The 25,115-nt window shown below is 71.8% G+C and carries 20 protein-coding genes and 1 pseudogene; 5 read left to right on the top strand and 16 right to left on the bottom strand.

Annotated features, from left to right (window positions below):
- Positions 1 to 46 precede the first annotated feature (46 nt).
- Positions 47 to 1,024, bottom strand: coding sequence for a GlxA family transcriptional regulator (locus ACZ4M3_RS17955; protein WP_467733637.1), 978 nt, complete (start codon positions 1,022 to 1,024; stop codon positions 47 to 49).
- Between the two features lie 209 nt (positions 1,025 to 1,233).
- Here ACZ4M3_RS17955 and ACZ4M3_RS17950 point away from each other — a divergent pair, with 209 nt between their 5' ends.
- The gene (locus tag ACZ4M3_RS17950) at positions 1,234 to 2,529 is read left to right on the top strand and encodes a hypothetical protein (RefSeq protein WP_467733636.1); all 1,296 of its coding nucleotides are present in this window, start codon (positions 1,234 to 1,236) and stop codon (positions 2,527 to 2,529) included.
- Here ACZ4M3_RS17950 and ACZ4M3_RS17945 read toward each other — a convergent pair.
- The gene (locus tag ACZ4M3_RS17945; protein WP_467733634.1) at positions 2,526 to 2,894 is read right to left on the bottom strand and encodes a hypothetical protein; all 369 of its coding nucleotides are present in this window, start codon (positions 2,892 to 2,894) and stop codon (positions 2,526 to 2,528) included. The genes ACZ4M3_RS17950 and ACZ4M3_RS17945 overlap by 4 nt on opposite strands.
- Positions 2,895 to 3,648: 754 nt before the next feature.
- Here ACZ4M3_RS17945 and ACZ4M3_RS17940 point away from each other — a divergent pair.
- The 3 genes from ACZ4M3_RS17940 (at position 3,649) to ACZ4M3_RS17930 (ending at position 6,975) form a co-directional block, all read left to right on the top strand.
- Complete coding sequence (locus ACZ4M3_RS17940) at positions 3,649 to 4,482, top strand: class II glutamine amidotransferase (protein ID WP_467733632.1); 834 nt, start codon at positions 3,649 to 3,651, stop codon at positions 4,480 to 4,482.
- Positions 4,483 to 4,547: 65 nt separating this feature from the next.
- Entirely contained in the window at positions 4,548 to 6,407 is a 1,860-nt protein-coding gene (locus tag ACZ4M3_RS17935; protein ID WP_467733630.1) for a glycoside hydrolase family 15 protein, read from the top strand.
- Positions 6,408 to 6,510: 103 nt separating this feature from the next.
- Positions 6,511 to 6,975, top strand: coding sequence for a DUF6325 family protein (locus ACZ4M3_RS17930; protein WP_467733628.1), 465 nt, complete (start codon positions 6,511 to 6,513; stop codon positions 6,973 to 6,975).
- Positions 6,976 to 6,994: 19 nt separating this feature from the next.
- On the opposite strand, the gene ACZ4M3_RS17925 is transcribed toward ACZ4M3_RS17930, so the two are convergent.
- From ACZ4M3_RS17925 to ACZ4M3_RS17910, 4 genes and pseudogenes are all read right to left on the bottom strand, one after another.
- Complete coding sequence (locus ACZ4M3_RS17925) at positions 6,995 to 7,294, bottom strand: SHOCT domain-containing protein (protein ID WP_467733626.1); 300 nt, start codon at positions 7,292 to 7,294, stop codon at positions 6,995 to 6,997.
- Positions 7,295 to 7,560: 266 nt separating this feature from the next.
- On the bottom strand, positions 7,561 to 8,808 hold the full coding sequence (locus ACZ4M3_RS17920; protein WP_467733624.1) for an MFS transporter: 1,248 nt from the start codon (positions 8,806 to 8,808) through the stop codon (positions 7,561 to 7,563).
- 79 nt (positions 8,809 to 8,887) lie between these two features.
- Positions 8,888 to 9,560: pseudogene (locus ACZ4M3_RS17915) on the bottom strand (glutathione S-transferase family protein); the annotation flags it as partial.
- Positions 9,561 to 9,677: 117 nt separating this feature from the next.
- The gene (locus tag ACZ4M3_RS17910; protein ID WP_467733622.1) at positions 9,678 to 10,817 is read right to left on the bottom strand and encodes an amidase domain-containing protein; all 1,140 of its coding nucleotides are present in this window, start codon (positions 10,815 to 10,817) and stop codon (positions 9,678 to 9,680) included.
- Between the two features lie 353 nt (positions 10,818 to 11,170).
- On the opposite strand from ACZ4M3_RS17910, the gene ACZ4M3_RS17905 reads away from it, so the two are divergent.
- Entirely contained in the window at positions 11,171 to 13,198 is a 2,028-nt protein-coding gene (locus tag ACZ4M3_RS17905) for a transglycosylase domain-containing protein (protein ID WP_467733620.1), read from the top strand.
- A gap of 40 nt (positions 13,199 to 13,238) precedes the next feature.
- On the opposite strand, the gene ACZ4M3_RS17900 is transcribed toward ACZ4M3_RS17905, so the two are convergent.
- The 10 genes from ACZ4M3_RS17900 to ACZ4M3_RS17855 all read right to left on the bottom strand — a co-directional run bounded on the left by ACZ4M3_RS17900 (position 13,239) and on the right by ACZ4M3_RS17855 (position 25,111).
- Positions 13,239 to 14,561 (bottom strand): polysaccharide deacetylase family protein, encoded by a 1,323-nt coding sequence (locus tag ACZ4M3_RS17900; RefSeq protein WP_467733618.1) that lies wholly within the window; start codon positions 14,559 to 14,561, stop codon positions 13,239 to 13,241.
- 186 nt (positions 14,562 to 14,747) lie between these two features.
- Complete coding sequence (locus tag ACZ4M3_RS17895; RefSeq protein WP_467733616.1) at positions 14,748 to 15,362, bottom strand: AAA family ATPase; 615 nt, start codon at positions 15,360 to 15,362, stop codon at positions 14,748 to 14,750.
- Positions 15,363 to 15,441: 79 nt separating this feature from the next.
- Positions 15,442 to 16,602, bottom strand: a complete 1,161-nt coding sequence (locus ACZ4M3_RS17890; protein ID WP_467733614.1) for an acyltransferase family protein — start codon at positions 16,600 to 16,602, stop codon at positions 15,442 to 15,444.
- A 148-nt stretch (positions 16,603 to 16,750) separates the two neighbouring features.
- A complete protein-coding gene (locus tag ACZ4M3_RS17885; protein WP_467733612.1) occupies positions 16,751 to 17,365 on the bottom strand; it encodes a TetR/AcrR family transcriptional regulator in 615 nt (204 codons plus the stop codon).
- The gene (locus tag ACZ4M3_RS17880; RefSeq protein WP_467733610.1) at positions 17,362 to 18,861 is read right to left on the bottom strand and encodes an MFS transporter; all 1,500 of its coding nucleotides are present in this window, start codon (positions 18,859 to 18,861) and stop codon (positions 17,362 to 17,364) included. Before ACZ4M3_RS17880 ends, ACZ4M3_RS17885 begins: the two co-directional genes overlap by 4 nt.
- A gap of 96 nt (positions 18,862 to 18,957) precedes the next feature.
- Positions 18,958 to 19,158, bottom strand: coding sequence for a hypothetical protein (locus tag ACZ4M3_RS17875; RefSeq protein WP_467733608.1), 201 nt, complete (start codon positions 19,156 to 19,158; stop codon positions 18,958 to 18,960).
- A gap of 144 nt (positions 19,159 to 19,302) precedes the next feature.
- A complete protein-coding gene (locus tag ACZ4M3_RS17870; RefSeq protein ID WP_467733606.1) occupies positions 19,303 to 20,292 on the bottom strand; it encodes an ABC transporter substrate-binding protein in 990 nt (329 codons plus the stop codon).
- A gap of 1 nt (position 20,293) precedes the next feature.
- Positions 20,294 to 22,375, bottom strand: coding sequence for an ABC transporter permease subunit (locus tag ACZ4M3_RS17865; RefSeq protein ID WP_467733604.1), 2,082 nt, complete (start codon positions 22,373 to 22,375; stop codon positions 20,294 to 20,296).
- Positions 22,376 to 22,427: 52 nt separating this feature from the next.
- Positions 22,428 to 23,540: a quaternary amine ABC transporter ATP-binding protein gene (locus tag ACZ4M3_RS17860; RefSeq protein ID WP_467733602.1), complete on the bottom strand. Its 1,113-nt coding sequence runs from the start codon at positions 23,538 to 23,540 to the stop codon at positions 22,428 to 22,430.
- Positions 23,537 to 25,111 carry a GMC family oxidoreductase gene (locus tag ACZ4M3_RS17855; RefSeq protein ID WP_467733600.1) on the bottom strand — a complete coding sequence of 525 codons (1,575 nt, stop codon included), beginning with the start codon at positions 25,109 to 25,111 and terminating at the stop codon, positions 23,537 to 23,539. Before ACZ4M3_RS17855 ends, ACZ4M3_RS17860 begins: the two co-directional genes overlap by 4 nt.
- Positions 25,112 to 25,115 lie beyond the last annotated feature (4 nt).

The raw sequence follows: 25,115 nt of genomic DNA, 5'->3' as shown, positions 1-25,115 counted from the left end.
CCCGAGGGCAGCCGGACGGAATCGGTGGGGCGGCGTACGGCGGGGTCTAGCGGAAGCGGCGGCGGTACTCGGCGGGCGTCGTTCCCAGCTGACGCTGGAAGGAACGGTGCAGGGTCTGTACGGACCCCAGTCCACCCGCGGCGGCGACGTCCGGCAGGCTCAGGTCCGTTTCCTCCAGGAGCCGGCGGGCCGCCTCCAGACGCGCGGACTCGACGTACGCGGCCGGGGTGCTGCCCGTACGCCTGCCGAACACCCGCGAGAAGTGACGTGGGCTCAGGTTCATCCGGGTGGCCAGGGCCTGGGTGGAGAGGTCTTCGCGGGGATGCTCGGCGATCCACCGGCACAGTCTCTCCACCGGGTCGTCGGGCGGTACCGGCACGGAGAGCGGCACGCTGAACTGGCTCTGCCCGCCGGAGCGCTTCACGTACATGACCATCATGCGGGCGGTGGCGAGTGCGACGGCCTGGCCGTGGTCCTCGGCCACCATGGCCAGAGCCATGTCCATCCCCGAGGTGACCCCCGCGCAGGTCCACGTCCGCCCCGACCGGATGAAGATGGGGTCCGGGTCGACGCTGACCTCCGGATGACGGGCGGCCAGCTGTGCGGCGGTCAGCCAGTGGGTCGTGGCCCGCAGGCCGTTCAGCAGGCCCGCGTCGGCCAGCAGGTGGGCCCCGGCGCAGATCGAGCCGATCCTGCGGGCCCGCGGTGCACCGCGGCGCAGCCAGGCGCTGACCGTCCCGTCGACGACCGCTTCGACGCGCTCACCGTCCTGGGTGATCGCCCCGGACACCAGCAGCGTGTCCAGCCTGCCGTCCACCTCCCCGAGCGTCAGATCGGCCATGAGCCGCACACCGCTGGAGGTGGGCAACTCGCCCGCGACCGCCGCGGCGACCTGCACCCGGTATCCGGGCCGGTCCGGCCCCGCGACCCGGGATGCCACGGAGAACACCTCGGCCGGCCCCGTGACGTCGAGCAACTCGACGCCGGGGAACGCAACGATGACGACTCTTCGCGGTGCGGGCATGCCCCGATCATCAGCCCCCGGCCCCGGTGTCCGCAATGACGAGGTCCTCTCAGATGCGGACACGGATCGGGACACCACCACCGTCCGGGACGCGGCCACGTAGGCCGTCGTCCTCCCCGTGGTGGCGTAACCGAACGCGCGCGCCCGCGGCGCCGCGTGTCCAATGGGCGGGAAGTGGCCTTTCGCCTCAGACGTCCCCAGGGAGTGCCATGAGTCTGCCGTCCGAGCCGCTCGACGAGGCACCTCCCCCTCCGCCCGGCAAGGGCGGCTCGCGGGGCGGAAGGATCGCCAGGAGCATCGTCTCGGCCGTACTGATCACGCTGACCTGCATCCTCGTGCCCCTCTCGCTGCTGACGGTCTGGGTGCACGACATCGTGCTGGACAACGACCGGTACGTGTCTACGGTCGCGCCGCTCGCCTCCAACCCCGCGATCGAGGCGGCTGCCGTCCACCGCATCACCGAGGCGGCCGACGTCCGGGTCGACGGCGCCCAGGTGACCGCCGACCTGGCGAAGTGGCTGGAGGCGCAGGGGCTGCCGCCCCGTGTCGGTACGGCGGTCAAGGCGCTCGGCCCGCAACTGGACTCGGCCGCCGACGCGGCCGTCAGCAAAGTGGCGACCCGCTTCGTGCAAGGCGACCGGTTCGAGCGGCTCTGGACCACCGCCAACCGCGCCGCCCACTCCGCGGTGGTGCACGCGCTGACCGGTGAGGGCCGCGGCTCGGTCGAGGTCGAGGGCGGCACCGTCACCCTGGACATCGGCGCTGCCGTGGAGAACGTCAAACAGGACCTCGTGAAGGCCGGCCTCAAGCCGGCCGAGAAGATTCCCCAGGTCAACAAGCAGATGGTGCTCTTCCAGTCGGACAAGCTGGCGAAGATCCGCGGCGCGGTCCACCTCCTGGACGTCCTCGGCAACTGGCTGCCCGTCCTCACGGTGCTCCTCGGGGTGATCGGCGTACTGCTCGCGCGGCGCCGCCGCCGGGCCCTGGTGACCACCGCGCTGTGCGCTGCCGCGGCCTGCCTGATCCTCGCCATCGCCCTGGTCGTCGCCCGCCGCTACTACCTCGACCACCTTCCGGAGCAGGTCCAGTCCCCGGACGCCGCCGCGGCCGTCTTCGACACGCTCCTGCGCTTCCTGCGGGTCAGCATCCGCACCGCCATCGTCCTCGGGATCGTCGTGGCACTCGGCGCCTACCTCTCCGGTACCGGCCGGCTGCCGCGCGGCGTACGGGGCAGGGCCGAGCGCACCGCCGACTCCGCGGCGCGCTGGGGCGCCGACCACGGGCTGTACACCGGGCCGGTCGGCACCTGGGTGCAGGCCCACCGGCGGCCCGTCACCGCGGGCGTCCTGATCGTCCTGGCCCTGGTGTTCGCCCTGTGGAACCACCCGACCGTCCTCACGGTCCTGCTGCTGGTGCTCATCCTGCTCGCGGTGCTCGCCGTACTCGCCCTGCTCGCGGCCGAGGGCCGCAACCCGGCCCGCGACCGGCGTCCGGGCAGCTCCTAGGCGGCGGGCACACCGGGCGTCCGGAGCCAGCGGGCCGGCAGCGGCTCGTGCGCCACCACGTACCCCACGGAGATGGCCAGCGTGATGACGATGAAGAACGAAATGAGCCAGGACAGCAGGACGAAGACCGAGCCGAGGCCGCCGAACTGCTGCATGCTGTGCTCCACCGCATGCGGCATGTAGATCCTCGACGCCACGGAGAACAGTTGCCCGCCCAGCCCCGCCATGACCGCCCCGGGCAGCAGCGGCAGCCACGGCACCCGGCCGGCCAGCAGCAGGTGCTGGGTCCACCACCACAACAGGACGCTGCTGACCACCGAGACGAAGAACCCCACCACCGGCCCGGCACCGAAGGCGTTCTGCACCGGTCCCTGGAACAGCAGGGCGACCAGCCAGACGACGATCCAGGCGAGCCACCGCCACGCGGCCAGCCGCGCCTTCGCCTTCGGCAGGTGCCAGGACCGCTCGCAGGTCTTCTGCAGGGCCCCGGCTGCACGCGGTCGCCGACAGCAGTGTCACCAGGACGCCCACCCCGCCGGTGCCGGCCACCGCCGCGGAGTCGGTGGCGCCGTACACCGCCCGCACCTGGTCCAACGCGGCGTCCTGCAGCCCCAGCGTCGCGCGGATGGAGGAGACCAGCTCCTGCTGGAGCCAATCGGGTGCGACGGCGGCCACGACGAAGATGGCGGGCAGCGCACCGAGGAAGGCCTGCGCGGCCAGTCGGGTCGCGCAGTCCAGGACCCGTACGGCCGCGAGCTGGTCCAGCAGCCGGCTCAGCAGCGGGGTGTGCCGCCGCATCCAGCCCGGCACGGCGAGCCGGCGCGTACTGGTATGCGGTCCGGGCACGGAGGGACTCCTCACGGGTCAGGCTCCGACGGTGGCGACCACGCGACCACCCTTTCCAAGAACAATGACGGAACGGCTCGACTCCGGCACGTCGCCACCCTGGGCGCCGAACCGCTCACCGACCGGCTCCCGTCCGCGTGGCGCCCCCCAGGGAAAGAGCCGAAAATGAGATGGCCCGATGAGGTGACCCGCGGGCCCGTCGAGCAGCGCCGCTCCAGGCGATCGGAAAGCGAATTTCCCCAGCCGCCACGCCGCGAAGACCAAGGTGATCACATGTGCCGATGGCTCGCCTATTCGGGGACGCCCATGCTGCTCGACACCATCCTCTACAAACCCGCCCACTCGCTGATCGACCAGAGCCTGCATTCCAAGCTGGGCGTGGAGACCACGAACGGCGACGGATTCGGTGTCGGCTGGTACACCGGAGAGGACGCCTCGCCCGCCCTGCTCAAGGACGTCGGACCCGCCTGGAACAACCGCAACCTGCGGGAGATGGCGGACCACGTGCGCTCACCGCTGTTCTTCGCCCACATCCGGGCGTCGACCGGGACGGCGGTGCAGCAGTCGAACTGTCACCCCTTCCGGCACGGCCGCTGGATGTTCATGCACAACGGCGCCATCTCCGGCTTCCACGTCATGCGCCGGGACCTGACCATGCTGGTCGACCCCGCCCTGTACGCGGGCATCGAGGGCACGACGGACTCCGAGGTGATGTTCTACCTGGCCCTCACCTTCGGCCTGGAAGAGGACCCGCCGGCGGCCGTCGCCCGGATGGCGGGAGTCGTGGAGCGCGCCGGACACGACCACGGCCTGGAACTCCCGCTCCAGATGACGCTCGCCATCAGCGACGGCGAGAGCGTCTGGGCCTTCCGCTACTCCAGCGGGCACGCTTCCCGCTCGCTGTTCTACAGCAGCCGGGTGGACGCGCTGCGCCGGCTGCACCCCGACGTCGCGTTCCTGCAGGACGTCTCGGAGGAGACCCGGCTCATCGTCTCCGAACCGCTCGGTGACCTGCCGGGCGCCTGGAACGAGGTGCCGGACGGCAGCTACGGCATCGTACGGCCGGGCGCCGACGCTCTGTTCCCCTTCGCCCCGGTACCGGCCTGACGCGACCCCCCGTGCGCGTACGGGGGGGAGGTTCACCGGGCTTCTCATTCCCCGCTGGAGGACCGATGCGTCCGTACCCGCCGATCGCCGAGCACGGCCTGATCGGAGACCTGCAGACCTGTGCCCTCGTTTCGTCCGAAGGCGTACTGAACTGGTTCTGCGCGCCCCGCTTCGATTCGCCCAGCATCTTCGCCGGTCTTCTCGACGACAGCCGCGGCGGCTACTTCGCCGTCACCGCCGAGGACCTCCCCGCCTCGCCGGGTGCACCGGGGGGCGCGGCAGGCGTCGTCACCCGCCAGCTGTACATGGCCGACACCGCCGTCCTCATCACCCGTTTCCTCACCGCCGAAGGCGTCGGCGAGGTCATCGACTTCATGCCCGTCCCGGCACCGGACACCCCAACCGGCCGGCACCAGGTGGTGCGCGTCATGCGCGTGGTACGCGGGAGCGTGCGCTTCACCCTGGAATGCCGCCCGCGCTTCGACTACGGCAGGGCCCCGCACGAGCTGACCTTCGACCGGGCCGCCGCCCGCTTCGACGGACCGGGCACCGTCGCGCACCTGCAACCCCTCGGGCCCGTGGCCCTGGAGGCCGACGGTTCGGACGTGCGGGCGACCGTTTCCCTCGCCCAGGGGGAACGCGCGGCCGTGGTCCTGACGGTCTGCGACGCGGACAGCGCCGCCCCGACGCCGGTGGACCTGGACGACGTGGTGCAGGAGTTCAACGCCGTGCGCGACTTCTGGCACGGCTGGATCGGACGCTGCACCTACCGCGGCCGCTGGCAGCAGATGGTCAACCGCTCCGCCATCACCCTCAAGCTGATGACGTACGCCCCGACCGGCGCGCCGATCGCCGCCGCCACCATGGGCCTGCCGGAGCAGGAGGGCGGGGAACGCAACTGGGACTACCGCTACACCTGGATCCGCGACGCCTCCTTCGCGGTGCGCGCCATGCGCGCCCTCGGGTTCACCGATGAAGCGAACGCCTTCCGCCGCTGGGTCCTTCAGCGGCTGCGGGACGGCGGCGCCCCCAACGGCGAACCCCTGCAGATCATGTACCGCATCGACGGGGACCCGTACCTGACCGAGGAGGTCCTCGACCACCTGGAAGGGTGGCGGCGCTCCGCGCCGGTGCGCGCGGGCAACGGCGCCGCGGGCCAGCTGCAGCTGGACATCCACGGGGAGGCGGTCTTCGCCCTCGCCCAGAGCGGCCAGGTCGGCGATCTCGTGGGGTACGACGACTGGCAGCGCTGCGCCGCGCTGCTGGACTGGCTGTGCGACAACTGGGACCGCCGTGACGAGGGCATCTGGGAAACCCGCGGCGGCCAGAAGAACTTCACCTACAGCCGCCTCATGTGCTGGGTCGCCTTCGACCGGGGCATCCGCCAGGCCACCGCCACCGCCCGCCCGGCCGACGTACCCCGTTGGACCGCCGCACGGGATGCGATCCTCGAACAGGTCATGACCCTGGGCTGGAGCGAAACGCGTCAGGCCTTCGTCCAGGAGTACGACAGCACCGTCCTCGACGCCTCCCTGCTGCTCATGCCCCTGGTCGGTTTCATCACCCCCAAGGACCCGCGCTGGCTGTCCACCCTCGACGCCATGGACGCGGAACTCGTCTCGGACAGCCTCGTCTACCGCTACGACCCCGCAGCGTCCCCGGACGGACTCGAAGGCTCCGAGGGCACCTTCTCCCTGTGCAGCTTCCTGTACGTGTACGCCCTCGCCAAGGCCGGCCGGCTCCACCAGGCCCGCTACGCCTTCGACAAGATGCTCACCTACGCCAACCACGTCGGGCTCTTCGCCGAGGAGGTCGGCCTGGGCGGCGAACAGCTGGGCAACTTCCCCCAGGCGTTCACCCACCTCGCCCTCATCACCGCCGCACTCGCCCTCGACGACGAACTCGACCAGGCGGCCCGTGCGTGACGGTGCGGGGCGCGCGGAGGTGCGGGGCCCCATACCGGGTGCTGCAATGGGAGCAGAGCCGCGTCCGTCCGTCGACGTGTTCTCAGTAACGCAAGGAGCGCTCATGAGTGACGACATCGAAGACATGGGCCCCGTCGACTACCTGGTCGTCGAGTTCCCAGGGAACCGGATGACGGGCGAGGCGTTCCCCCTGCTGATCGACCTGGTGGACAAGGGCCTCATCCGCATCCTCGACCTCCGCTTCGTACAGAAGCACGACGACGGAAGCGTCACCGCCCTGGAACTCACCGGACCCGACACCGCGGACGGGGCGATGGACCTGACCGTATTCGAAGGCGCCTCCTCCGACCTGCTCGGCCAGGACGACCTCGAAGAGGCCGGCAACGCCCTCCAGCCGGGCAACGCGGCCGCGATCCTGGTCTACGAGAACCGCTGGGCCGCCCCCTTCGCCCGAGCCCTGCGGCGCAGCGGCGCGCAGATGGTGGCGAGCGGCCGCATCCCCGTACAGGCGATCCTGGCCTCCCTCGACGCCGAGGCGAGCCGGCTCGACGCCGAGGAAGGCCAGTGAGCGGCTGACGGCCGCACGTTCAATCGGCCAGGAGCCTGCGCTTCTGTTCTGCGAACTCCGCCTCGGTCAGGATCCCCTGCTCCTTCAACGCCGCGAGTTCCTTGAGCTGATCGATCCTGCCGCTCATGTCATCCGCGATCGGCGGAGCGGCGGGGGAAGGGGGCGGCGGCGGGGCGGCGTACTGCTGCTGTTGCTGGGGTTGCGGATTTTCCTGCTCGGCCCACCGGCCGGCCTGGCGCCGCGAGACGCGGTTGGAGACTGCCGTCGCCGTACCGGCGACCACAGCGGTGCGGGCTACTCCTCGAAGAAGACCGGGCACGTCATCCTCCTTCGCTGACGGGCCGGCCCATCAGTCCGGCGGCCGGCCCTCCATTCCTCTCCAGCATCGCACCTGCGGCTTCGCGGCGCCCCGCCGGCGAACGGAGCGACGGGCGTACCCCAGGCGACCGCCGTACTCAGGAGTACCGCGGTCAGCCAGCGGCGGCCCACCCATCGGCAGGGGAAAGATGGTCCTCCATGCGCTGTTCCCCGTTCTCCTCCGGCCTCCCCGGGCCCGCGCTCCGGCACGAGGGGGTTGACCGGGCCTCACGTACGGCTTCGGGCCGGCTCCTGCTCGTACCGGGGCGGCTGGTCGTGGCGGGGGAGCAGGAACGGGGTCGCCATGATGAGGAGCCCGGCGATGGCGATCGCGGCGCGCGGGCCGGCCAGCCCGGCCAGCAGGCCCCACAGCGCGGTCAGCGCGGCGACGGCCGCCTTGCTGGTGACCGACCACGCGGCCAGGGTGCGGGCGACCCGGTCCGCCGGGGTCCGCTCCAGCCGGTAGGTGGCGAACACCGGGTTGAACACTCCCATGCAGGTGATCAACCCGAACTCGACCGCCATGACGAGCACGAGCCCGGTGGTGCCGGGTCCGACGAAGGCCAGCCCGAGCGACCAGCACGCCCGCAGCGCCCCGGTGGTGAGCATGACCTTGTGCTGGCCGAACCGGGCGACGAGCCGGGGTGCCAGGCGGGAGCCGAGCAGGCCGCCGACGCAGGGCACGGCGAAGGCGAGGCCGTACTGCCAGGGTGCGAAGCCGAGGGCGCCCAGCATGAGGACGGCGAGCAGGGGAAGGGTGGCCATGACCAGGCCGTTGACCAGGACCGTGTTGAGGAAGAGCGGCCGCAGCGCGGAGTCGGCGAGGATGTACCGCCACCCCTCGAACAGGTCGCGGGCCCGCAGCCGTTGTGGGGCTTCGGTACGCGCGGGGTGCGGCTCCCGGCCGCCGATCGCGCGGATCCCCACCGCCGAGAGCAGATAGCTCACCGCGTTGGCCAGCACGGTCATCACCGGTCCGAAGAGCCCGATCGCGGCGCCGCCGAGCGGCGGTCCGAGCATGGTGGCGGTCCAGGTCGTGGACTCGAACCGCCCGTTCGCGACGAGCAGGTCCTCCGGCTTCACGAGCGTCCTCAGATATGCGCCGCCGGCCGCCGTGAAGGCGATGTCGGCCGCTCCGACGACGACCGACACGACCAGGAGCTGGGCGAAGCCGAGCAGGCCGAGCGCGTACGCCGCGGGGACGCTCAGCAATGCCGCGAACCGGACCAGATCCATCGCGATCATCACCGGCTGCTTGCGCCGGAACTCCACCCACGGGCCGAGCGGCACCGCCACCGCCGCGCCGACCGCCAGCCCGGCGGCCGCCAGCACCGAAACCTCCGTGGTCCCGGCGTGCAGGACGAGGATCGCGATCAAGGGGAACGCGTCGAACGCGAGCCACGTGCCGAGCGTGCTGACCGTGTACGCCGCCCAGAGCCACCCGAACTGCCGCCCCAGCGACCGCCCCGCCATCATGTCCGGTCCCCCCTGTTGTCGAACGCCGGCCAGTGAGATCAAAGCGACCGCACGCCTCGGGGTCAAACCACCGGCCGGGTCAGCTCCGGTCGCCCGCCCGCGGCGCGTGGGGCGGCGGGACGGTCTCGGCGGGGGAGGGGGGCCCGGGCCGGGTGCCGTCCCCGAAGGGGCGGCCGCCCGGGGCGGCGCGGCCGTGCGGTTCGAGCCAGCCCGACAGGTCCGGACCCGCGGGCACGATCCCGGTCGGGTTGATGTCGGAGTGCACGAGGTGGTAATGCCTCTTGATGTGGTCGAAGTCGACCGTGTCGCCGAAGCCGGGCGTCTGGAACAGGTCCCGGGCGTAGGCCCACAGACCGCTCGGAGAGCAGATCGAGCCGGGCGAAGAGACGCTCGTACGCCTTGGTGTACGCCTCCTGCGACCCGGCGAACCCGGCCCGGTAGACACCGTTGTTCACGTCCCGGTAGACCACCTCGTCCACGGCGACGATCTCCGGCCGCAGCCCGGGCGGGTACAGCGCCGGTGCCCCGGCGCGGTGGTGGGCCGTCCACTCCAGCGACATGTCGATGGTGATCTGCGGGAAGTCGTTGGTGACCACCTTGCCGGTCGGCACGTCCACGATGGCGGGCACGGTGATGCCCCGGTCGTAGCCGGGGTCGCGGGCGAAGTACGCCTCCTGGAGCCGCTCGATCCCGAGCACCGGGTCCCGGCCGCCCGGGTCGAGGTCGAGGTCGAAGGTCCAGCTGCGCTCGTCACTTTGCGCCCTACCCGGAACTACCCCACTGAACACCCTGAACGGGACAAACCGCCGCATGCCGGAGGTTCCTCCTGCCGCGGCGAGGCCGCGGCAGGAGGGACCGGAAGATACCCGTCAGGTGCGGTACGCGAAGTAGACCGCGTTCGGGTAGGACGCGATGATGCTCGCGAGGGACTTGCGGTACGTATTGGTGGAGTGGTACGTGAGGTACGGCATTCCTGCGCTGCTGCGGTACGTCACCATCATGGAGTGGTCCTTGGACCCGTCCTTGTTGAAGTCCACCTGCACGATGTCACCGACGTCCGCCTGGTAGACGTTGGCCAGGTTGGCGGCCCGCTGGTTGGACAGCGTGAACCACGCCCACTCGTTCGCGCCGACGAAGGAGTCGGACTGCCGGGCGCCGTCGTACCACCAGTTCCGGTAGTCCGAGGAGGAGCCGGGCACCGCCTTCCAGCCGCCCGCCTTCAGCGCCTGGCTGATGAAGTTGGTGCAGTCGCCCCCGGCGCCGGTGAACTTCCGGTACGCCGGGTTGTAGTTGCTCCAGTACTTCTCCGCGTACTGCGCCATGGCGGCGTAGTCGTAGGCGCCGCCGGTCTTCGCCTTGGGCTTGGCCGGAGCGGGGTACTTGGTGGACGCGGGCGTGCCGTCCGGGTACTGGTTGCCGTCGTCCTTGACGACGTTCGCCGTGGCCGCGACCGGCTCGTTGACCGCGACGGGGCCGTTCTCCTGGGACTTGATCGAGGTCAGCTCCCAGGCACCGCCCCGCTTGCTGGTGAGCGTGAGCTCGTAGCGCGTCCGGAAGTCGGTGGTGGCCGGCTCGTCCCCGCGCAGTTTCTTGTAGGTGAGCGTGGTCTGCTCGGTGACCTGGACGGTCGCCTTCCCGCCGGTGACCGTGGCACGGTCGACGGCGACGCGGGTGTCGGCGCCCGTGTAGGCCTCGCCCAGCTCCGCGAGCCGCGTCTTGCGCGACCGCAGCGACGCGACCGCCGCGTCCTCGTCCTTCTTCAGCTGGGCCGACAGCCGCGTCTTCGCGGAGCTGCGACCTGCGTCGTGGTGTCCCGGCTGATCCTCGACCAGAGCCTGGGTGCGCTGCGAGAGCACGTCGTCGGCTATGCGGGCGAAGGAATCGGTGGTGGCGCGATCGGCCGCCTCGGGTCCGGTGCCTGCGCTCGCGGAGTAGGCGAGCATGCTGCCGGACGCCAGGGCCACGGTCAGGGCCGCGATGGCGGCGGGCCTGAACCTCTTAGGTATCACTGTGTTTCCCCTTGTCACCCGGTACGCACGAACCGGGGGACGGCATCTTCGCACAACTGGGCGACCGATTGGCCGCGTTCCGCTTCCTCGGCGGCCGCCAGGCACCGTCGCCCCGTTTGCCGGGCCGCCTCCTTCCGTTTCACCCCGGTATCAGACCGGCCCGGGACCGCGGCGGGAAGCTGCCACCGCCTCCCGGTCTCACAGCAAGTGCATCTAGGGTGTGCGGGGAAAGCACGGCACAGGGGGCATTCGGAGTGGGCAGGCAGGATTCGGCCGCAAGAGGGCGATCGAGGGGCAGGCGGGCGGCCCCGAAGCGTACGGGCGCGTTCCCGGCGCGCGTCGGCGTACTCGCGGTGCTGCGCCGCCTCCGGGCGCGGGCGGACCGCCTGGGCGCCCTCGCGCCGGCCGCTGCCGCGGCGCGCGGGCAGCTGCGGCGTTTGCGCCCCGCCTACCCGAGGCCGGGCCGCACCGGGTGGCGCCGGTGGGTCCCCTCCTGGCGCCAGTGGCTGGGCGCCTGGCTGTACGCCGTCATAGCCGTGACGGGTTTCGTCGCCATCGCGTACGCCACCACGGACATACCCGAAGATCTCAACTCATTTGCCCAGCAACAGGACAACGTCTTCTACTGGGCGGACGGTTCGACGATGGCCCGCACCGGCTGGGTCAGCCGGCAGGAGATGCCGCTGGACAAGGTGCCCCCCAAGGTCCAGGGCGCCGTGCTCGCGGCCGAGAACGCGAGCTTCTACTCCGATCCCGGAGTCTCGCCGTCCGGCGTCCTGCGCGCCCTGCGCGCCGCCGTGACGGGGGGTGAGACCCAGGGCGGCTCCACCATCACGCAGCAGTACGTGAAGAACGCCTACCTCAGCCAGGACCGCACCCTGTCCCGGAAGTTCACCGAGATCCTGCTCGCCGTGAAGCTGGACAACCAGACCGACAAGAAGCAGATCCTCCAGGACTACCTCAACACCAGCTGGTTCGGGCGCGGCACCTACGGTATCCAGCGCGCGTCCCAGGCCTACTACCGCAAGGACGTCTCGCAGCTCAACCCCAGCGAGGGCGCCTTCCTGGCCTCCCTCCTCAAGGGCGCCGGGCTGTACGACCCCGCGCTCGGCAAGGAGAACCACGCACGGGCCGTCGAGCGCTGGTCCTGGATCCTGGACCGCATGGTCGACACCGGCCAGCTCTCGCGCGCCGAGCGGGCCACCTATACGAGGTTCCCCGAGCCCACGGCCGCGTCCCTCCCCGGCACCCCCGGTGCGGAGACCGGCTACCTGGTCGAGCTCGCCAAGGCGTACGCGATCAAGACCGGCCGCATCCCGGACGCCGAGTTCGACCTCGGCGGCTACCAGATCTACACGACCTTCGACAAGACGCGGATGACGGCGCTGACGGCCGCCGTCCAGGAGGCGCAGAAGGACTTCGACGCCGAGCGGCGCCCCAACACGGACAAATACGCCAAGATCGGCGCCGCGAGCGTGGCCCCGGACGGCCGGATGCTCGCCGTGTACGGCGGCCCCGACTACCTCAAACAGGGCTTCAACGAGTCGAACGCGACGACGGTCCCGGCCGGCACGGCGTTCACGCCGTTCGTCTACGCCGCCGCGCTCGAAGACGGCGTGCAGCGCACGCGCGGCAAGGCCCGTACGCCCGTATCCCCTTCCACCGTGTACGACGGCAACGACCAGGTGACCGTGCAGACGCCCGAGGGCCCGTACTGGGACCGCAGCGGGAAGGTGGTGAAGGGCCGCAACGACGAGGGACGCAGCTGGGGCCAGGTGACCTTGCGCCAGGCCGTCGCCAACTCCGTCAACACCCCGATGCTGCAGCTCGGCCTCGACGTCGGCCTCGACCGGGTCGACGCGTTCGCCGAGCGCCTGGGGCTGCTCGGAGCGAGCCTCGGGCCGCGGATCCCCACCTTCGCGCTCGGCGAGAACTCGACCCCGAGCGCTATCCGCATGGCAGGCGCCTACGAGACCTTCGCCGCCGACGGCATGCACACCGACCCCTACTCGGTGCGGGCAGTCAGCCGCAACGGCGCCGCGCTCCCGCTCGCCGCCCCGAAGGCGGTCCGGGCCGTGAAGGCGGAGACCGCCCACGCGGTGACGGACGCCCTGCGGTCCGCCGTCACCGAGGGGTCGGCGAAGGCGGTGGCCAAGGCGCACCCCGGGACGGCGGGCAAGACGGGAACGACCGCCGCGAACACGGCGGGCTGGTTCGTCGGCAGCACCGAGCACGAGTCCACGGCCGTGGTGGTCTACCGGATGTCGCTGACCGACCTGATCCCGCTGCCGCTGACGGGACTGGGCGGCGACACCCCGACGACGCCCGGCAGCGACCGGGCGCTGCACCTGTGGGCCGACTACGTCAAGGCGGTGAAGTAGACCGGGCGGCACGCGCAGCCCGGCGGCTGCCGGGGCCCGACTACTTGATCAACGTGGTCCAGTCCGGCGCCTGCGCCGGGTCGAGCATCCGCAGCTGGGCCAACACCTTCGGGTCCTGGGCGTCGAGCCAGTCCGACAGCTCCCGGAACGAGACGCAGCGCACGTCCTGGCGCGGGCAGACGTCCCGCATCACGTCCTCGACGGCCTTCATGTAGATGCCGCCGTTCCAGTCCTCGAAGTGGTTGCCGATGAACATCGGCGCCCGGCTGCCGTTGTAGACGCGGTTGAAACCGTTCAGGTACGAGGCGCGGGTCTGCGCCTGCCACGCCGCGTACTTCGCCGGGTCGCCCTGGGTGCTGTCGCCGGACTGGTTGTAGAGGAAGTTGAAGTCCATGGACAGGACCTGCACCTCCTTGCCCTGGAGCGGCACCAGCTGGAGGGGGAAGTTCCATATGCCGTCCAGCTTGGACGGCCACAGCTGGAAGTCTCCCGACGAGCTCGCGTCATAGCGCCAGCCGTACGGCTTGATGGCGGTCAGCAGGTTCTTCTGGCCCTCCAGGCAGGGCGCACGGCCGCCGACCACTTCCCGGTCGGGGTCGAAGGGCAGGGGTGCCTCCTTGGTGAATCCGGTGTTGGTCTTCCAGTTCTTCACGAAGGAGTACGTCTGGTCGATCTCGCTCTTCCACTCGTCGGGGCTCCAGTCCCCGCCGCCCTTGGGCCCGCAGAAGTGGCCGTTGAAGTGCGAGCCGATCTCGTCGCCGTCGGCCCAGGCGCCGCGCAGCTGCGCGAGCGTGGACTGCACGTGCGGGACGGTCGGGTACGAGATGGCGGACGCGCCCGGGTTGTGCTGGGGCGGGTGGTAGAGCGACTTCTTGCTGTCCGGCAGCAGGTAGATGCCGGTGAGGAAGAAGGTCATGTGGGCGTTGCTCTCCTGGGCCACCCGGCGGAAGTGCGAGAAGAGGTGGTCGTCGCCTTCGAGCGCGCCGTCCCAGGAGAACACCACGAACTGCGGCGGCTTCTCGCCCGGCTTGAGCCGCTCGGGCTTGAGCTGCCCGGGCTGCGGGCCGGTGTAGGAGGTGGAGCCGTCTCCGAGGACCTTGACCTTGCCGTCCCAGGGCTGCTCCGGGCCCTTCGCGCCGGCGGCCCCGTTGGCCGCCGCGCCCGGTGCCGCGAGCTTGGCCTCCCGCTGGGCGGACCCGGAGGCGCCGCCCAGCGTGAAGGCGTACGCGGTGGCGGCGGCCCCGGCCAGGGAGACGACGGCCCCGGCTATGCCCAGCCGCTTGCGGTTCTGCGCCTTGCGGCGCACCTTGAGGCTGCTGCGGGACTCCGCCCGGGTGCCCGCGGCGGCGTCGGTGTCGGCCATCGCTGTCGTCCCCCCTGCTCACCGCAGCAGGGCCGCGTGTGGATGGTTCGTACGAATATAGAACTTGTCCGCACTCCTCCCGCACCCCGAGTCCTGCCTCGCGTCGCTTCACAGCCAATCCACAGCCGCCCCCGGCCGTCTCCCGCGGGCGTACTGTCGCCCGCCCGCCGTCGTGCGGCGGCGTGTTCAGCCCCGGCGGGGCCGCGGGCCGAACCGCACCCGCAGGACGCGGTCCCGGGAGCCGCGGTCGAGCAGCACCAGGGAGGTGAGCCCGGAGGCTGCCGCCAGGCCGTCGCGTTCGACGCCGGTCAGCAGTCGCGCCAGGCCCCTGCGGTGGGTGGCGAAGACGCGGCGCGAGGTCAGTCGCCTGCGGGCACGCTGGCCGGACAGCGCCTCGTGGGGACCGACGTCGAGCACGACCATGTGCAGGGGCCGCCCGGCCCGGTCGGTGTGGTGGGCCAGCCACCGGCGCATCCAGGCCCTGCTGCCGCAGTCGTGGACGAGCAGCGGGTGCGCGCCGCCGCGTATCTCCGTACGTATCCACCGCATGTGCCGCAGTCGCGCCCACGGCCGGTACACCGCGTAGGGGAGCCAGGACGGCATCAGCGCTTCACAGGCGGTGCGGGTGGCGCGCGGATCGAGGACGGTGGCGGCCGCGGCCCACGCGTGGAGCAGCGTGCTCTTCCCGCTGCCGGGGAGCCCGGCCACGACGACGACGGCGTCGTGCGGGTAGGACAGGCGGACGTCGGTGTCGCGGTCACCGCGCAGATCGACTATTCCCCGTGGCGGGATGTGGTCCATGGCCGACGGTACAGCCGACTGCCGTCCGGTCGAGTGCTGGGTGGCGATGATCGTTCTCGCAGGTCACGGGTGGCGGGGCCTACGGACGGGGGGAGGACGTCCGTTCGGCCGCGGGCGCGGACGCCTGGGCGGGAATCCGGGGCAGCGGCGACGGGGCGGGGCTGTGCCCGCGGATGTCCTGCAGGCCGCGGTGCAGTGCGCGGCGCAGCCTTTGGCCCAGCGGCTTTTCGACCAGCCGGTGGATGGCCCACGCGAGGGTGAGCATGAGGGCGGTGACCCCGAGGACCAGGGCGAGGGGAGGAACTTGGCCGCGGAAACGGTGGATGAGTGTCAGTCCGGCCATCATGTGGATCAGGTAGAACGGGTACGTGAGCGCGCCCGCGTGCGGGAGCCAGCGCCACCGGACGGCGTCGAGCGCGCCCAGGGCGCAGGCCGCCATGACGACGAAGCCGAGGGTGATGAGCGCGTGGGCGGGCCAGGCGGGGGTCCGCCCGGCGACGGCGCTGCCCAGGTTGGAGACCATCCGGGCGCGGACGTACTGCTGCGCCAGCACGAACTGGATACCGACGATGGCCCACAGAACGGCGCTCGGACGGAATCTGCGCATCAGATAGAAGGCGATGCCGGCGATGAAGTACGGGGAGAACGACGGGAAGGCGAAGAACGACAGCAGTCCGCTGTCCGCCGTGGCGGAAACCACCCCGGAAATCGTCCACAGCCCGCAGAACAGGACGCAATTGCGGTACGTCACGCCGCACATGACCACGACGGCAAAAAGTACATAGAACTTCAGCTCGACGAAGAGCGTCCAGTACACGTCGTCGACGTGCGGGATGCGCAATCCGCCCTGGAGCATGGACAGGTTGACCACGACATCACTGAGAGCGGGCAGCTTTCGTACCTCGGGCCAGGTGAACAGCGTGACCGAGGTGAAGATGATCCCGGCCCAGTAGGCCGGGAAGAGGCGCGCGAACCTGGATACCGCGAAGTCCCCCACGGAACGGCCCCAGGCGCTCATGCATATGACGAAGCCGCTGACCAGGAAGAAGATTTCGACGCCCAGCCAGCCGTACACCGTGAAGCGGTGGGCACCGGGGAATACGGCGTCGGTCGGTTTGTCCCATGCGCTTTCTAGGGCGGTGTAGTGGTAGAAGGCGACGGCGAGGGCGGCTAGGATCCGGATGCCGTCGAGCACGGCCAGGCGCGGCTGTGCGCCGTTCGCGGCTACGCCCGCTTTCATGCTGTGACCGCCTTCTCGGAACGCGCGGCAGTCCGGTGATCGCCGTCGGGGCTACTGAACTGTACATGCCACCGATTGGCGTTCTCCATGAGCGGGCTCGGGCACCGAAGACCAGCCCCGCCCGGTGGGCGGCCCTCGCGGCGCCGGGTCAGGCGCCGTCGATGAGCCGCTGGAGGCCCGGCGCGTACAGGTCCGCCAGCCGTTCGGCGCCGGCCCGGGCGCCGGCGCCGTCCGGCCGGTGCAGGCTCAAGGTGGCGCCCAGCCCCAGCAGCTGGCCGGCGATCAGCTCGGCCCGCAGCTGGGCGTCGGGCCCGGTGAGGGCCGCGGCCAGCCGGTCGGTGACCTGCTCGCGGAACCGTGCGCGCAGCAGGGTGCGCTCGTCCTCGATGCCCAGGGAGAACACCACCCGCAGCAGCGGGTCCCCGCGGAACCGGTCGCGCAGCTCGACCATGGTCAGCACCAGGTGCCGGCCGAGTACGGGCGGCGGAGCGGCGAAGAGCTCGTCGGCGGCCGCCCGGAAGTCGGCGACCGTGTTGAACAGGGCTTCCTTGCTGCCGAACCGTTTCACGATGAGCGACGGGCTCACTCCGGCGGCGGCGGCGATGCCGCGCATCGTGACCTCGCCGTACGGCCGCAGCGTGAACGCCCGGCGCGCGGCGCGCACGATGGCCTCGCGTCCGGTCTCGGCGGCGTCCTCCCCTCCGGTCTCGGCAGCGCCCTCCGTGCCGGCCGTGGCGGTGACGGATCCGTCGGTGCTGCTCATGCGCTCTCCCGGGCGGCGGTCACGGACGCTGACACCGGGACCGTACCGCCCCGGGAACCGCGGTCGCGCACGGCACCGCCCGCGGGCCGGTCCGACGGCAGGAAGAGCGTGGCGCACAGGGCCGCGAGCGCTGCTCCGGCGGCGATCAGGAAGATCAGCAGGTAGGCGTGCAGGGTCGGGGCGGGGCGGCCGCCGGCCATGAACGTCACGTGGGCCAGCACGGCGGCGACCACGGCGCTGCAGCAGGCCTGGCCGACCGAGCGCATCAGGGTGTTGAGCCCGTTGGCCGCGGCCGTCTCGCTCACCGGCACGGCCCGCATGACGAGGGCGGGCAGCGCCGAGTACGCGATCGCGGTGCCGGAGGCCACCACCGTGGCGCCGGCCACGATCAGCCAGAGGCTGTGGCTGGTGAAGAAGCGGAGCACGTAGCCGACGGCCATGACGACGGCGGCGAGCGCGAGCGCAGTACGGGGCCCGTACGCGGCGGAGATCCGCGCGGAGACGGGGGAGAGGGCGACCATGGCCAGGCCGCCGGGCAGCAGACACAGGCCGCTCACCACGATGGAGGCGCCGAGCCCGTATCCCGTGCTCGTGGGCTCCTGCACCATCTGGCCGGTGACCAGGGAGTTCGCGTAGAAGGCGAAACCGATCAGCAGGGCCGCGACATTGGTGAGCAGCACCGCCGGCCGGGCGGACACCCGCAGGTCCACCATGGGGGAGCGGGTGCGCAGTTCGAACCACCCCCACAACAGGCCTACGGCGACGGAAGCACCGAGCAGGCCGAGCGTGCGGGCGGAGGTCCAGCCCCAGTCCGCGCCCCGGGTGATCGCGAGCAGCAGCCCGACCAGGGAACCGGCCAGCCCGAGGGTCCCCAGGACGTCGAAGCTGCCGCGGGAGCGCACCGGGGACTCGGGGACGATCCACAGCACCAGGAGCAGATCGAGCAGGCCGAGGGCGGCCGATGCCCAGAACATGGTGTGCCAGTCGAAGTTCTCCATGACCACCGCGGCCACCGGCAGGCCTATCGCCGCGCCGATGCCGAGCGTCGAGCTCATGAGGGCGATCGACGGCAGCACCCGGTCGGCGGGCAGTTCGTCGCGGATGATGCTGATGCCCAGGGGGATCACCGCGAGGGCCGCGCCCTGAAGGGCCCGCCCGGTGATCAGCACGCCGATGTCGGAGCTGACCGCGCAGAGCACGGAACCGACGGTGAGCACGCCCAGTGAGGCGAGCAGCACCCGCCGCTTCCCGTACATGTCACCCACGCGGCCGAGCACCGGGGTGAAGACCGCGCCGGTCAGGAGGGTGATGGTCACCAGCCAGCCGGCGGCGCCGGGGCTCGCACCCGTCAGGTCCGGCACGTGCGGCAGCAGGGGGACCACGAGGGTCTGCATGACGGCGACGACCACGCCGCAGAAGGCGAGGACGGGGACGACGGCCCGGGGGCGCGGGGAGCGAGCGGGGGCCGCGTCGGGTGCGGATATCGCGGAGGGCATGCTGCTCCAGGAGCGGTGCGAGAGCGGGACACGGCAAGGGTGCACAACTGTTTACCCCCAGGGTAAACGATTGTGCACCCGTGTGTGCCGTCGCTGTCAGTTGTTGGAGCCGACCGTGTTGTCGTGGCCCGCGTTGAACACGTCGTCGGCCGCGAACTGGAGCCAGTTCCCGAAGACGAACGTGTACGAGGGCTCGGGCTGGTAGGTGACGTTCACGTCCGCGCTGGCGGCGGAGGCGCCGCCGAAGATGACGACGCCGGCGGCGAGGAGGGTGACGAGAGAACGTACAGAGCGCACGGATCCACCTTTTTCGATCGGGCAAGGAACACCCACGAAGGTAGGGAGACGGCGCCTTCGCGTCTCGTCACCTCCCCGGCCACCGGCGACTTCAAGCCGAATGGCCGAGCCCGGCGAGCGGCCCGCACCGGCGCACGGGGCGGATCAGCGCGTCCAGGGCCGCCACACCTGCTCGTTGCGCTCCACCCACTTCCGGGCGGCCTGCTCGGGCGACAGCTTCTCCTCGGCGATCATCAACGCCACCTCGTTCTGCTCCTCGGCGGTCCAGTGGAACTTCTTCAGGAACGAGGCCGCCTTCCCGCCCTTCTGCGCGAAGCGCGTGTTCAGGTACTTCTGCAACGGCGTGCGCGGGTAGGCGCAGTTCACCTTCTCCGGGTCCGCGTCACACCCGTCCCGGTGCTCGGGCAGCTTCACCTCCGTCATCGGGACCCGCTCGAACAGCCACTGCGGCTCGTACCAGTAGGTCAGGAACGGCTTGTGCTCCTTGGCGAACTGCCTGATCTGGGTGATCTGCGCCGCCTCAGATCCGGCGAAGACGACCTCGTAGTCGAGCCCGAGGTTCTTCACCAGCGCCTTGTCGTTCGTGACGTACGACGGGGAGCCGTCCATCAGCTGGCCCTTGCCGCGGCTCTCGGCGGTGCGCAGTTCACCGGCGTACTTGCCGAGGTTCTTCCAGTCGGTGACGTCCGGATGCTCCTCGGCGAAGTACGTCGGGACGAACCAGCCGATGTGGCCGGTCACGCCCAGGTCACCGCCCGGCGTGATCGTCCTCTTGCCTTCGACGTACCGTTTCTCCTGCTCCGGGTGTCCCCAGTCCTCCAGGATCGCGTCGACCCGCCCCTGGCTGAGCGCGTCCCAGGCGGGCACCTCGTCCACCTGGACGGTGTCGACGCGGTAGCCCAGCTCGTGTTCGAGCAGGTACGCCGCGACGGCGGTGTTCGCCTGCGCTCCGACCCAGGACTGGACGGAGAGGGTGACGGTCTTCGCGCCCTGCGCGGCGGCGTACGGAGAGGCCTGGCGGGTCATGTCCGCCGCCCCGCAGCCGGTGAGGGCGACGAGGGACGCCGTGGCGGCCAGGGCGGCGACGGTGCGCCGGCCTCGGACGGTGCGCCGCCCGTGGTGGGGGATCCGCATGTCAGGCCTCCTTCGCGGGCTGGGTGACGCGGTCGAGCAGCAGGCCGAGGCAGACGATCGCGGCGCCGGCCACCAGCCCGGTGGCCAGGTCGCCCTGGGCCAGGCCGAGGACGACGTCGTAGCCCAGCGCGCCACCGCCGACCAGGCCGCCGATGATGACGACGGCGAGGACCAGTACCACCGCCTGGTTCACGGCGAGCAGCAGCGCCGGCCGGGCCAGCGGGAGCTGGACCTGGCGCAGCTGCTGCGCACCGGTCGCGCCGAGCGAGCGGGCCGATTCGAGCGCCGCCGGGCTGACCCCGCGCAGGCCCTCGGTGCTGATGCGCACCACGGCGGGCAGCGCGTACACGACGGCGGCCGCCGCGGCGGGCGCCCGCCCGACGCCGAACAGCGCGACCACCGGGATCAGGTAGACGAACTGCGGCATGGTCTGGCACACGTCGAGCACCGGCCGCAGCAGGCGCTGCACGCGGGCGCTGCGGGCCGCGCCGACAGCGACGGCGAAACCGAGTACGAGGGTCACGGCGACCGCGGCCAGCACCTGGGAGAGGGTGTCGAGGGACGGCTCCCACACGCCGAGGACACCGATGGCGGCCAGGGCGAGGACGGCGGTCAGCGCGGTGCGCCAGGTACCGACGAGCAGGCCGAGGGCGCCGACCAGGGCCAGGAGCAGCCACCAGGGCGTGGCCTGCAGTCCGGAGCGCAGCGGGTCGAGGATCCAGCCGGTGAAGCGGGCCGCCCAGTCGGCGGTGCCGCCGACCACCGGGACCCCCGAGTAGAGGTGCCCGGTCATCCAGGCGACCGCCCGGTTCACGGGCTCCGCGATCGGTACGGTCCAGGAACCGGGCCACTGGGAGGTGCCGGCCATCCGGCCCGCGACGGCCACGGCGACCGCCGCGAGCAGCGTCAGCAGCCATCCGTACCAGCCGGCGAACACCCGGCGCAGCAGGTGCTGCCGGTCGGCCGGCCCCCGGGCGGTGCCCAGTCGGCTGCCCGCCGCGTCGGCGGTCCGGTCGAGGACCACCGCGAGCAGCACGATGGGGATGCCGGCGGCGAGCGCCGCACCGACGTCGACCGAGGCGAGTGCCTGGTACACCCGGTCGCCGAGGCCGCCGGCGCCGATCACCGAAGCGATCACGGCCATGGACAGCGCCGTCATGATGGCCTGGTTGACCCCCAGCATCAGCTGGCGCCGGGCCAGCGGGAGCCGCGCGGTGAGGAGGCGCTGGCGCCCCGTCGCGCCGAGCGAGGCCGCGGCCTCCAGCACCCCGGCGTCGGCCTCGCGCAGGCCGAGCGCGGTCAGCCGGGCCATCGGCGGAGCCGCGTACACCACGGTCGCCAGGACGGCGGCGGGCACGCCGATGCCGAACACCAGCACCATGGGCAGCAGGTACGCGAAGGCGGGCAGCACCTGCATGGTGTCGAACACGGGGCGCAGGGCGCGGTCGGCGCGGGCCGACGTCCCGGCGACGAGCCCGAGCAGCGCGCCGACCACCACGGAGGCGGCGACGGCCACGACCATCAGGGCCAGCGTCTGCATGGTGGGCACCCACATGCCGAGCAGCCCGCAGGCGGCGAACGCGGCGACGCAGGTCAGGGCGAGCCGGGCGCCGGCGAGACGCAGTGCCACCAGGCCGGCCAGGGCGGTCACGCCCGGCCAGCCGGCGGCGAGCAGCACCACGTACACCGCGCGGACCGACACCACCACGGCGTTGCTGACGTGCCCGAAGAAGTAGAGGAAGAGCGGGTGGCTGTCCCGGTTGTCGATGATCCAGTCACCGGCCCGGCCGAGCGGCCCGGACACGTCGACGGCCAGCGAGGCGGGCCAGGAGGCGGCGCCGGGGTAGTAGATCGCGAAGGGCACGAGCAGCACGGCGACGACGGCGAGGGGCAGGACCCTGCGGCCGGCGCGGTGCTGGAGCAGTAGCGTCCGCAGGCGGCCTCCGGGCGAACCGGCCGCGGACGGCTCGCGGCCGGACCGTCCGCTGTCGTCCGGCCGCCGGGTTCCGGCAGGTCCGGCAGGTTCCACCGGCAGCCGGCCCGGCGGGCCCGGCTCGCGTACGGGTGTGGTCGTCGCCGTCATCCGCACCACCGCCCGGTGCCGGGGACAGGGGCGGCGCAGCGGGTGCGGGCCGTCATGCCGCCACCCCCCGGCCGTGCGGCGCCGGCAGACCGGCCACCACGGCGAGCAGCCCCGCGTCGTCGACGACGCCGAGGCAGCGGCCGTGGTCGACGATCCGCGCCGGGCCGCCGTTGCGTGCGACGGCCTCGATGGCCTCCACCACGGTGGTGGCGGGGGCCAGCGCCGGACCCTGGGCGGCCTCGTCGGCCACCGCGGGGCGCATCGCGCTGCGTACGGTGATCACCTGCTCGCGCGGCACGTCGCGGACGAAGTCCCGTACGTAGTCGTCCGCGGGCGAGCCGACGATCTCCTCGGGCGTGCCCAACTGCACGATCCGGCCGTCGCGCATCAGGGCGATCCGGTCGCCGAGGCGCAGCGCCTCGGTCAGGTCGTGGGTGATGAAGACCATCGTGCGGCCCTCGTCGTGGTGGAGCCGGGCCACCTCGTCCTGCATCTCCCGGCGGATCAGCGGGTCGAGCGCGCTGAACGGTTCGTCGAACAGGAGGACTTCGGGATCGGCGGCCAGGGCGCGGGCCAGGCCGACGCGCTGCTGCTGGCCGCCGGAGAGCTGGCCGGGCCGGCGGCCCTCAAGGCCTTCGAGGCCGACCTTGGCGACCATCTCCGCGGCCCTGGCCCGCCGTTCGGCGCGGTTCATGCCCTGGATCTCCAGCCCGTACGCCACGTTGTCGAGCACGGTGCGGTGCGGCAGCAGGCCGAAGTGCTGGAAGACCATGGCGGCGCGGTGGCGCCGCAGCTCGCGCAGCCGGGCCCGGTCCATGGCGAGGACGTCCTCGCCGTCGATGGCGAGGGAGCCGGCCGTCGGCTCGATCAGCCGGGTCATGCAGCGCACCAGGGTGGACTTGCCGGAGCCGGACAGGCCCATGACGACGAAGACCTCGCCCTTGCGGACGTCGAAGCCGACGTCGCGCACGGCAGCGGTACAGCCCGTCCGCTCGCGCAGCTCGGCGGCGGGCAGGGCGGCGTACTCCGAGCCCGGGACCCGGGCGGCCTTGCGCTGGGGGCCGAAGACCTTCCACAGGCCTTCGACGGAAAAGACGGGGGACTCGGTGGAGTCGGTGGATCCGGCGCCGGGCACGGCCGCACCGGTCAGGGTGGTCGCGGTCACCGGGCATCACCGCCGCGCAGCAGATCGGCGGCCTTCTCGCCGACCATGAGGACTCCGATCATCGGGTTGACGGCGGGCATCGTCGGGAAGACGGACGCGTCGGCGATGCGCAGGCCGTCGAGGCCGCGCACCTTCAAGTCGGGTGCCACAACGGCCCTTTCGTCGTCGGCGGCGCCCATCTTGCAGGTGCCGGCCGGGTGGTAGACGGTGTGTGCCACCGAGCGGGCGTACGCGCTCAGCTCCTCGTCGCCGGTGATCCCGGGGCCCGGGCAGACCTCGCGCCGCAGCCATCCGGCCAGCGGCTCGGTCGCGGCTATCTCGCGGGCCAGCTTGATCCCGTCCACCAGCGTGCGGGCGTCGTAGTCCTCCTCGTCCGTGAAGTAACGGAAGTCCAGGGCCGGTTTGACCTCGGGGTCCGCACTGGTGAGGTAGAGGCGGCCGCGGCTGCGCGGCTTGGGGATGTTCGGGGTCAGCGACACGCCGTGCGCCGGGCGCTCGTAGCCGAGCCGCTCCGGGTTGTCGGTGAAGGGGATCTGGTAGAAGTGGAACATCAGGTCGGGCCCGGGGGAGTCCGGGTCGCGCCGGACGAACAGTCCCGCGTCGCTGTCCATCGCCGAGTTCTCCGGGATCGGACCGTCCGTCTCCCAGACGATCACCGATTCGGGGTGGTCGAGCAGGTTCTCGCCGACGCCGGGCAGATCGTGGCGGACCGGGATGCCGAGCGCCTCCAGGTCACGGCGCGGGCCGATGCCGGAGTGCAGCAGCAGCCGCGGGGTGTCGACGGCGCCCGCGCACACCAGTACCTCGCGGCGGGCGGTGATCAGCGACCGGCTGCCGTCCTTGGCACGGACGTGCACGCCGCGCGCCCGGGTGCCGTCCAGCTCCAGGCGGTAGGCCCAGGTCTCCAGCAGCAGCCGCAGATTGGGCCGGTCGTCCATGACGGGGTGGAGGTAGGCCACCGACGCCGACGAACGCTTGTTGTCCTCCGGGTGGTAGGCGAGGTCGAAGAACCCGGCGCCCTCGTGGAACGGCTTGCGGTTGAAGCCGTCGATCAGGGGCACGCCCAGCGCGTCCTGCGCCGCGTCCACGAAGTCGCGTGCGATGGCGTTCCGGTCCGCCTCACCCACCGGCACGATGTTGTTGAGGAGCCGGCCGAAGTACGGGTCCATGGCCGCCGCGTGCCAGCCGTCGGCGCCCGCGTCCGCCCACTCGTCCCAGTCGGACGGCAGCGGCTTGAAGGCGATGAGGGTGTTGTGCGAGGAGCAGCCGCCCAGGACGCGGGCCCGGCTGTGCCTGATGTGCGAGTTGCCGCGCGGCTGCTCGGTGGTGGGGTAGTCGTAGTCGAGCTCCCCGCCGAGCAGGCCCATCCAGCGGCGCAGGGTCAGGACGTCGGGGCGGTCGACGTCGCTCGGGCCGCCCTCGATGACGGCGACGGTGACACCGGGGTCCTCGGTGAGCCGGGACGCGATCACGGAGCCGGCGGTGCCGCCGCCGATGACGACGTAGTCGTACTCGTGCCCGTGGTCGCCCTCGTGCTCGTGCCGGTCGGGGTGGTGCGTGGTGGTGGTCATGTAT

It is taken from the genome of Streptomyces sp. NPDC026522, assembly GCF_055567555.1.
Note: the sequence above shows the minus strand (reverse complement) of the source record. Positions and strands in the feature narration are given on the sequence as shown.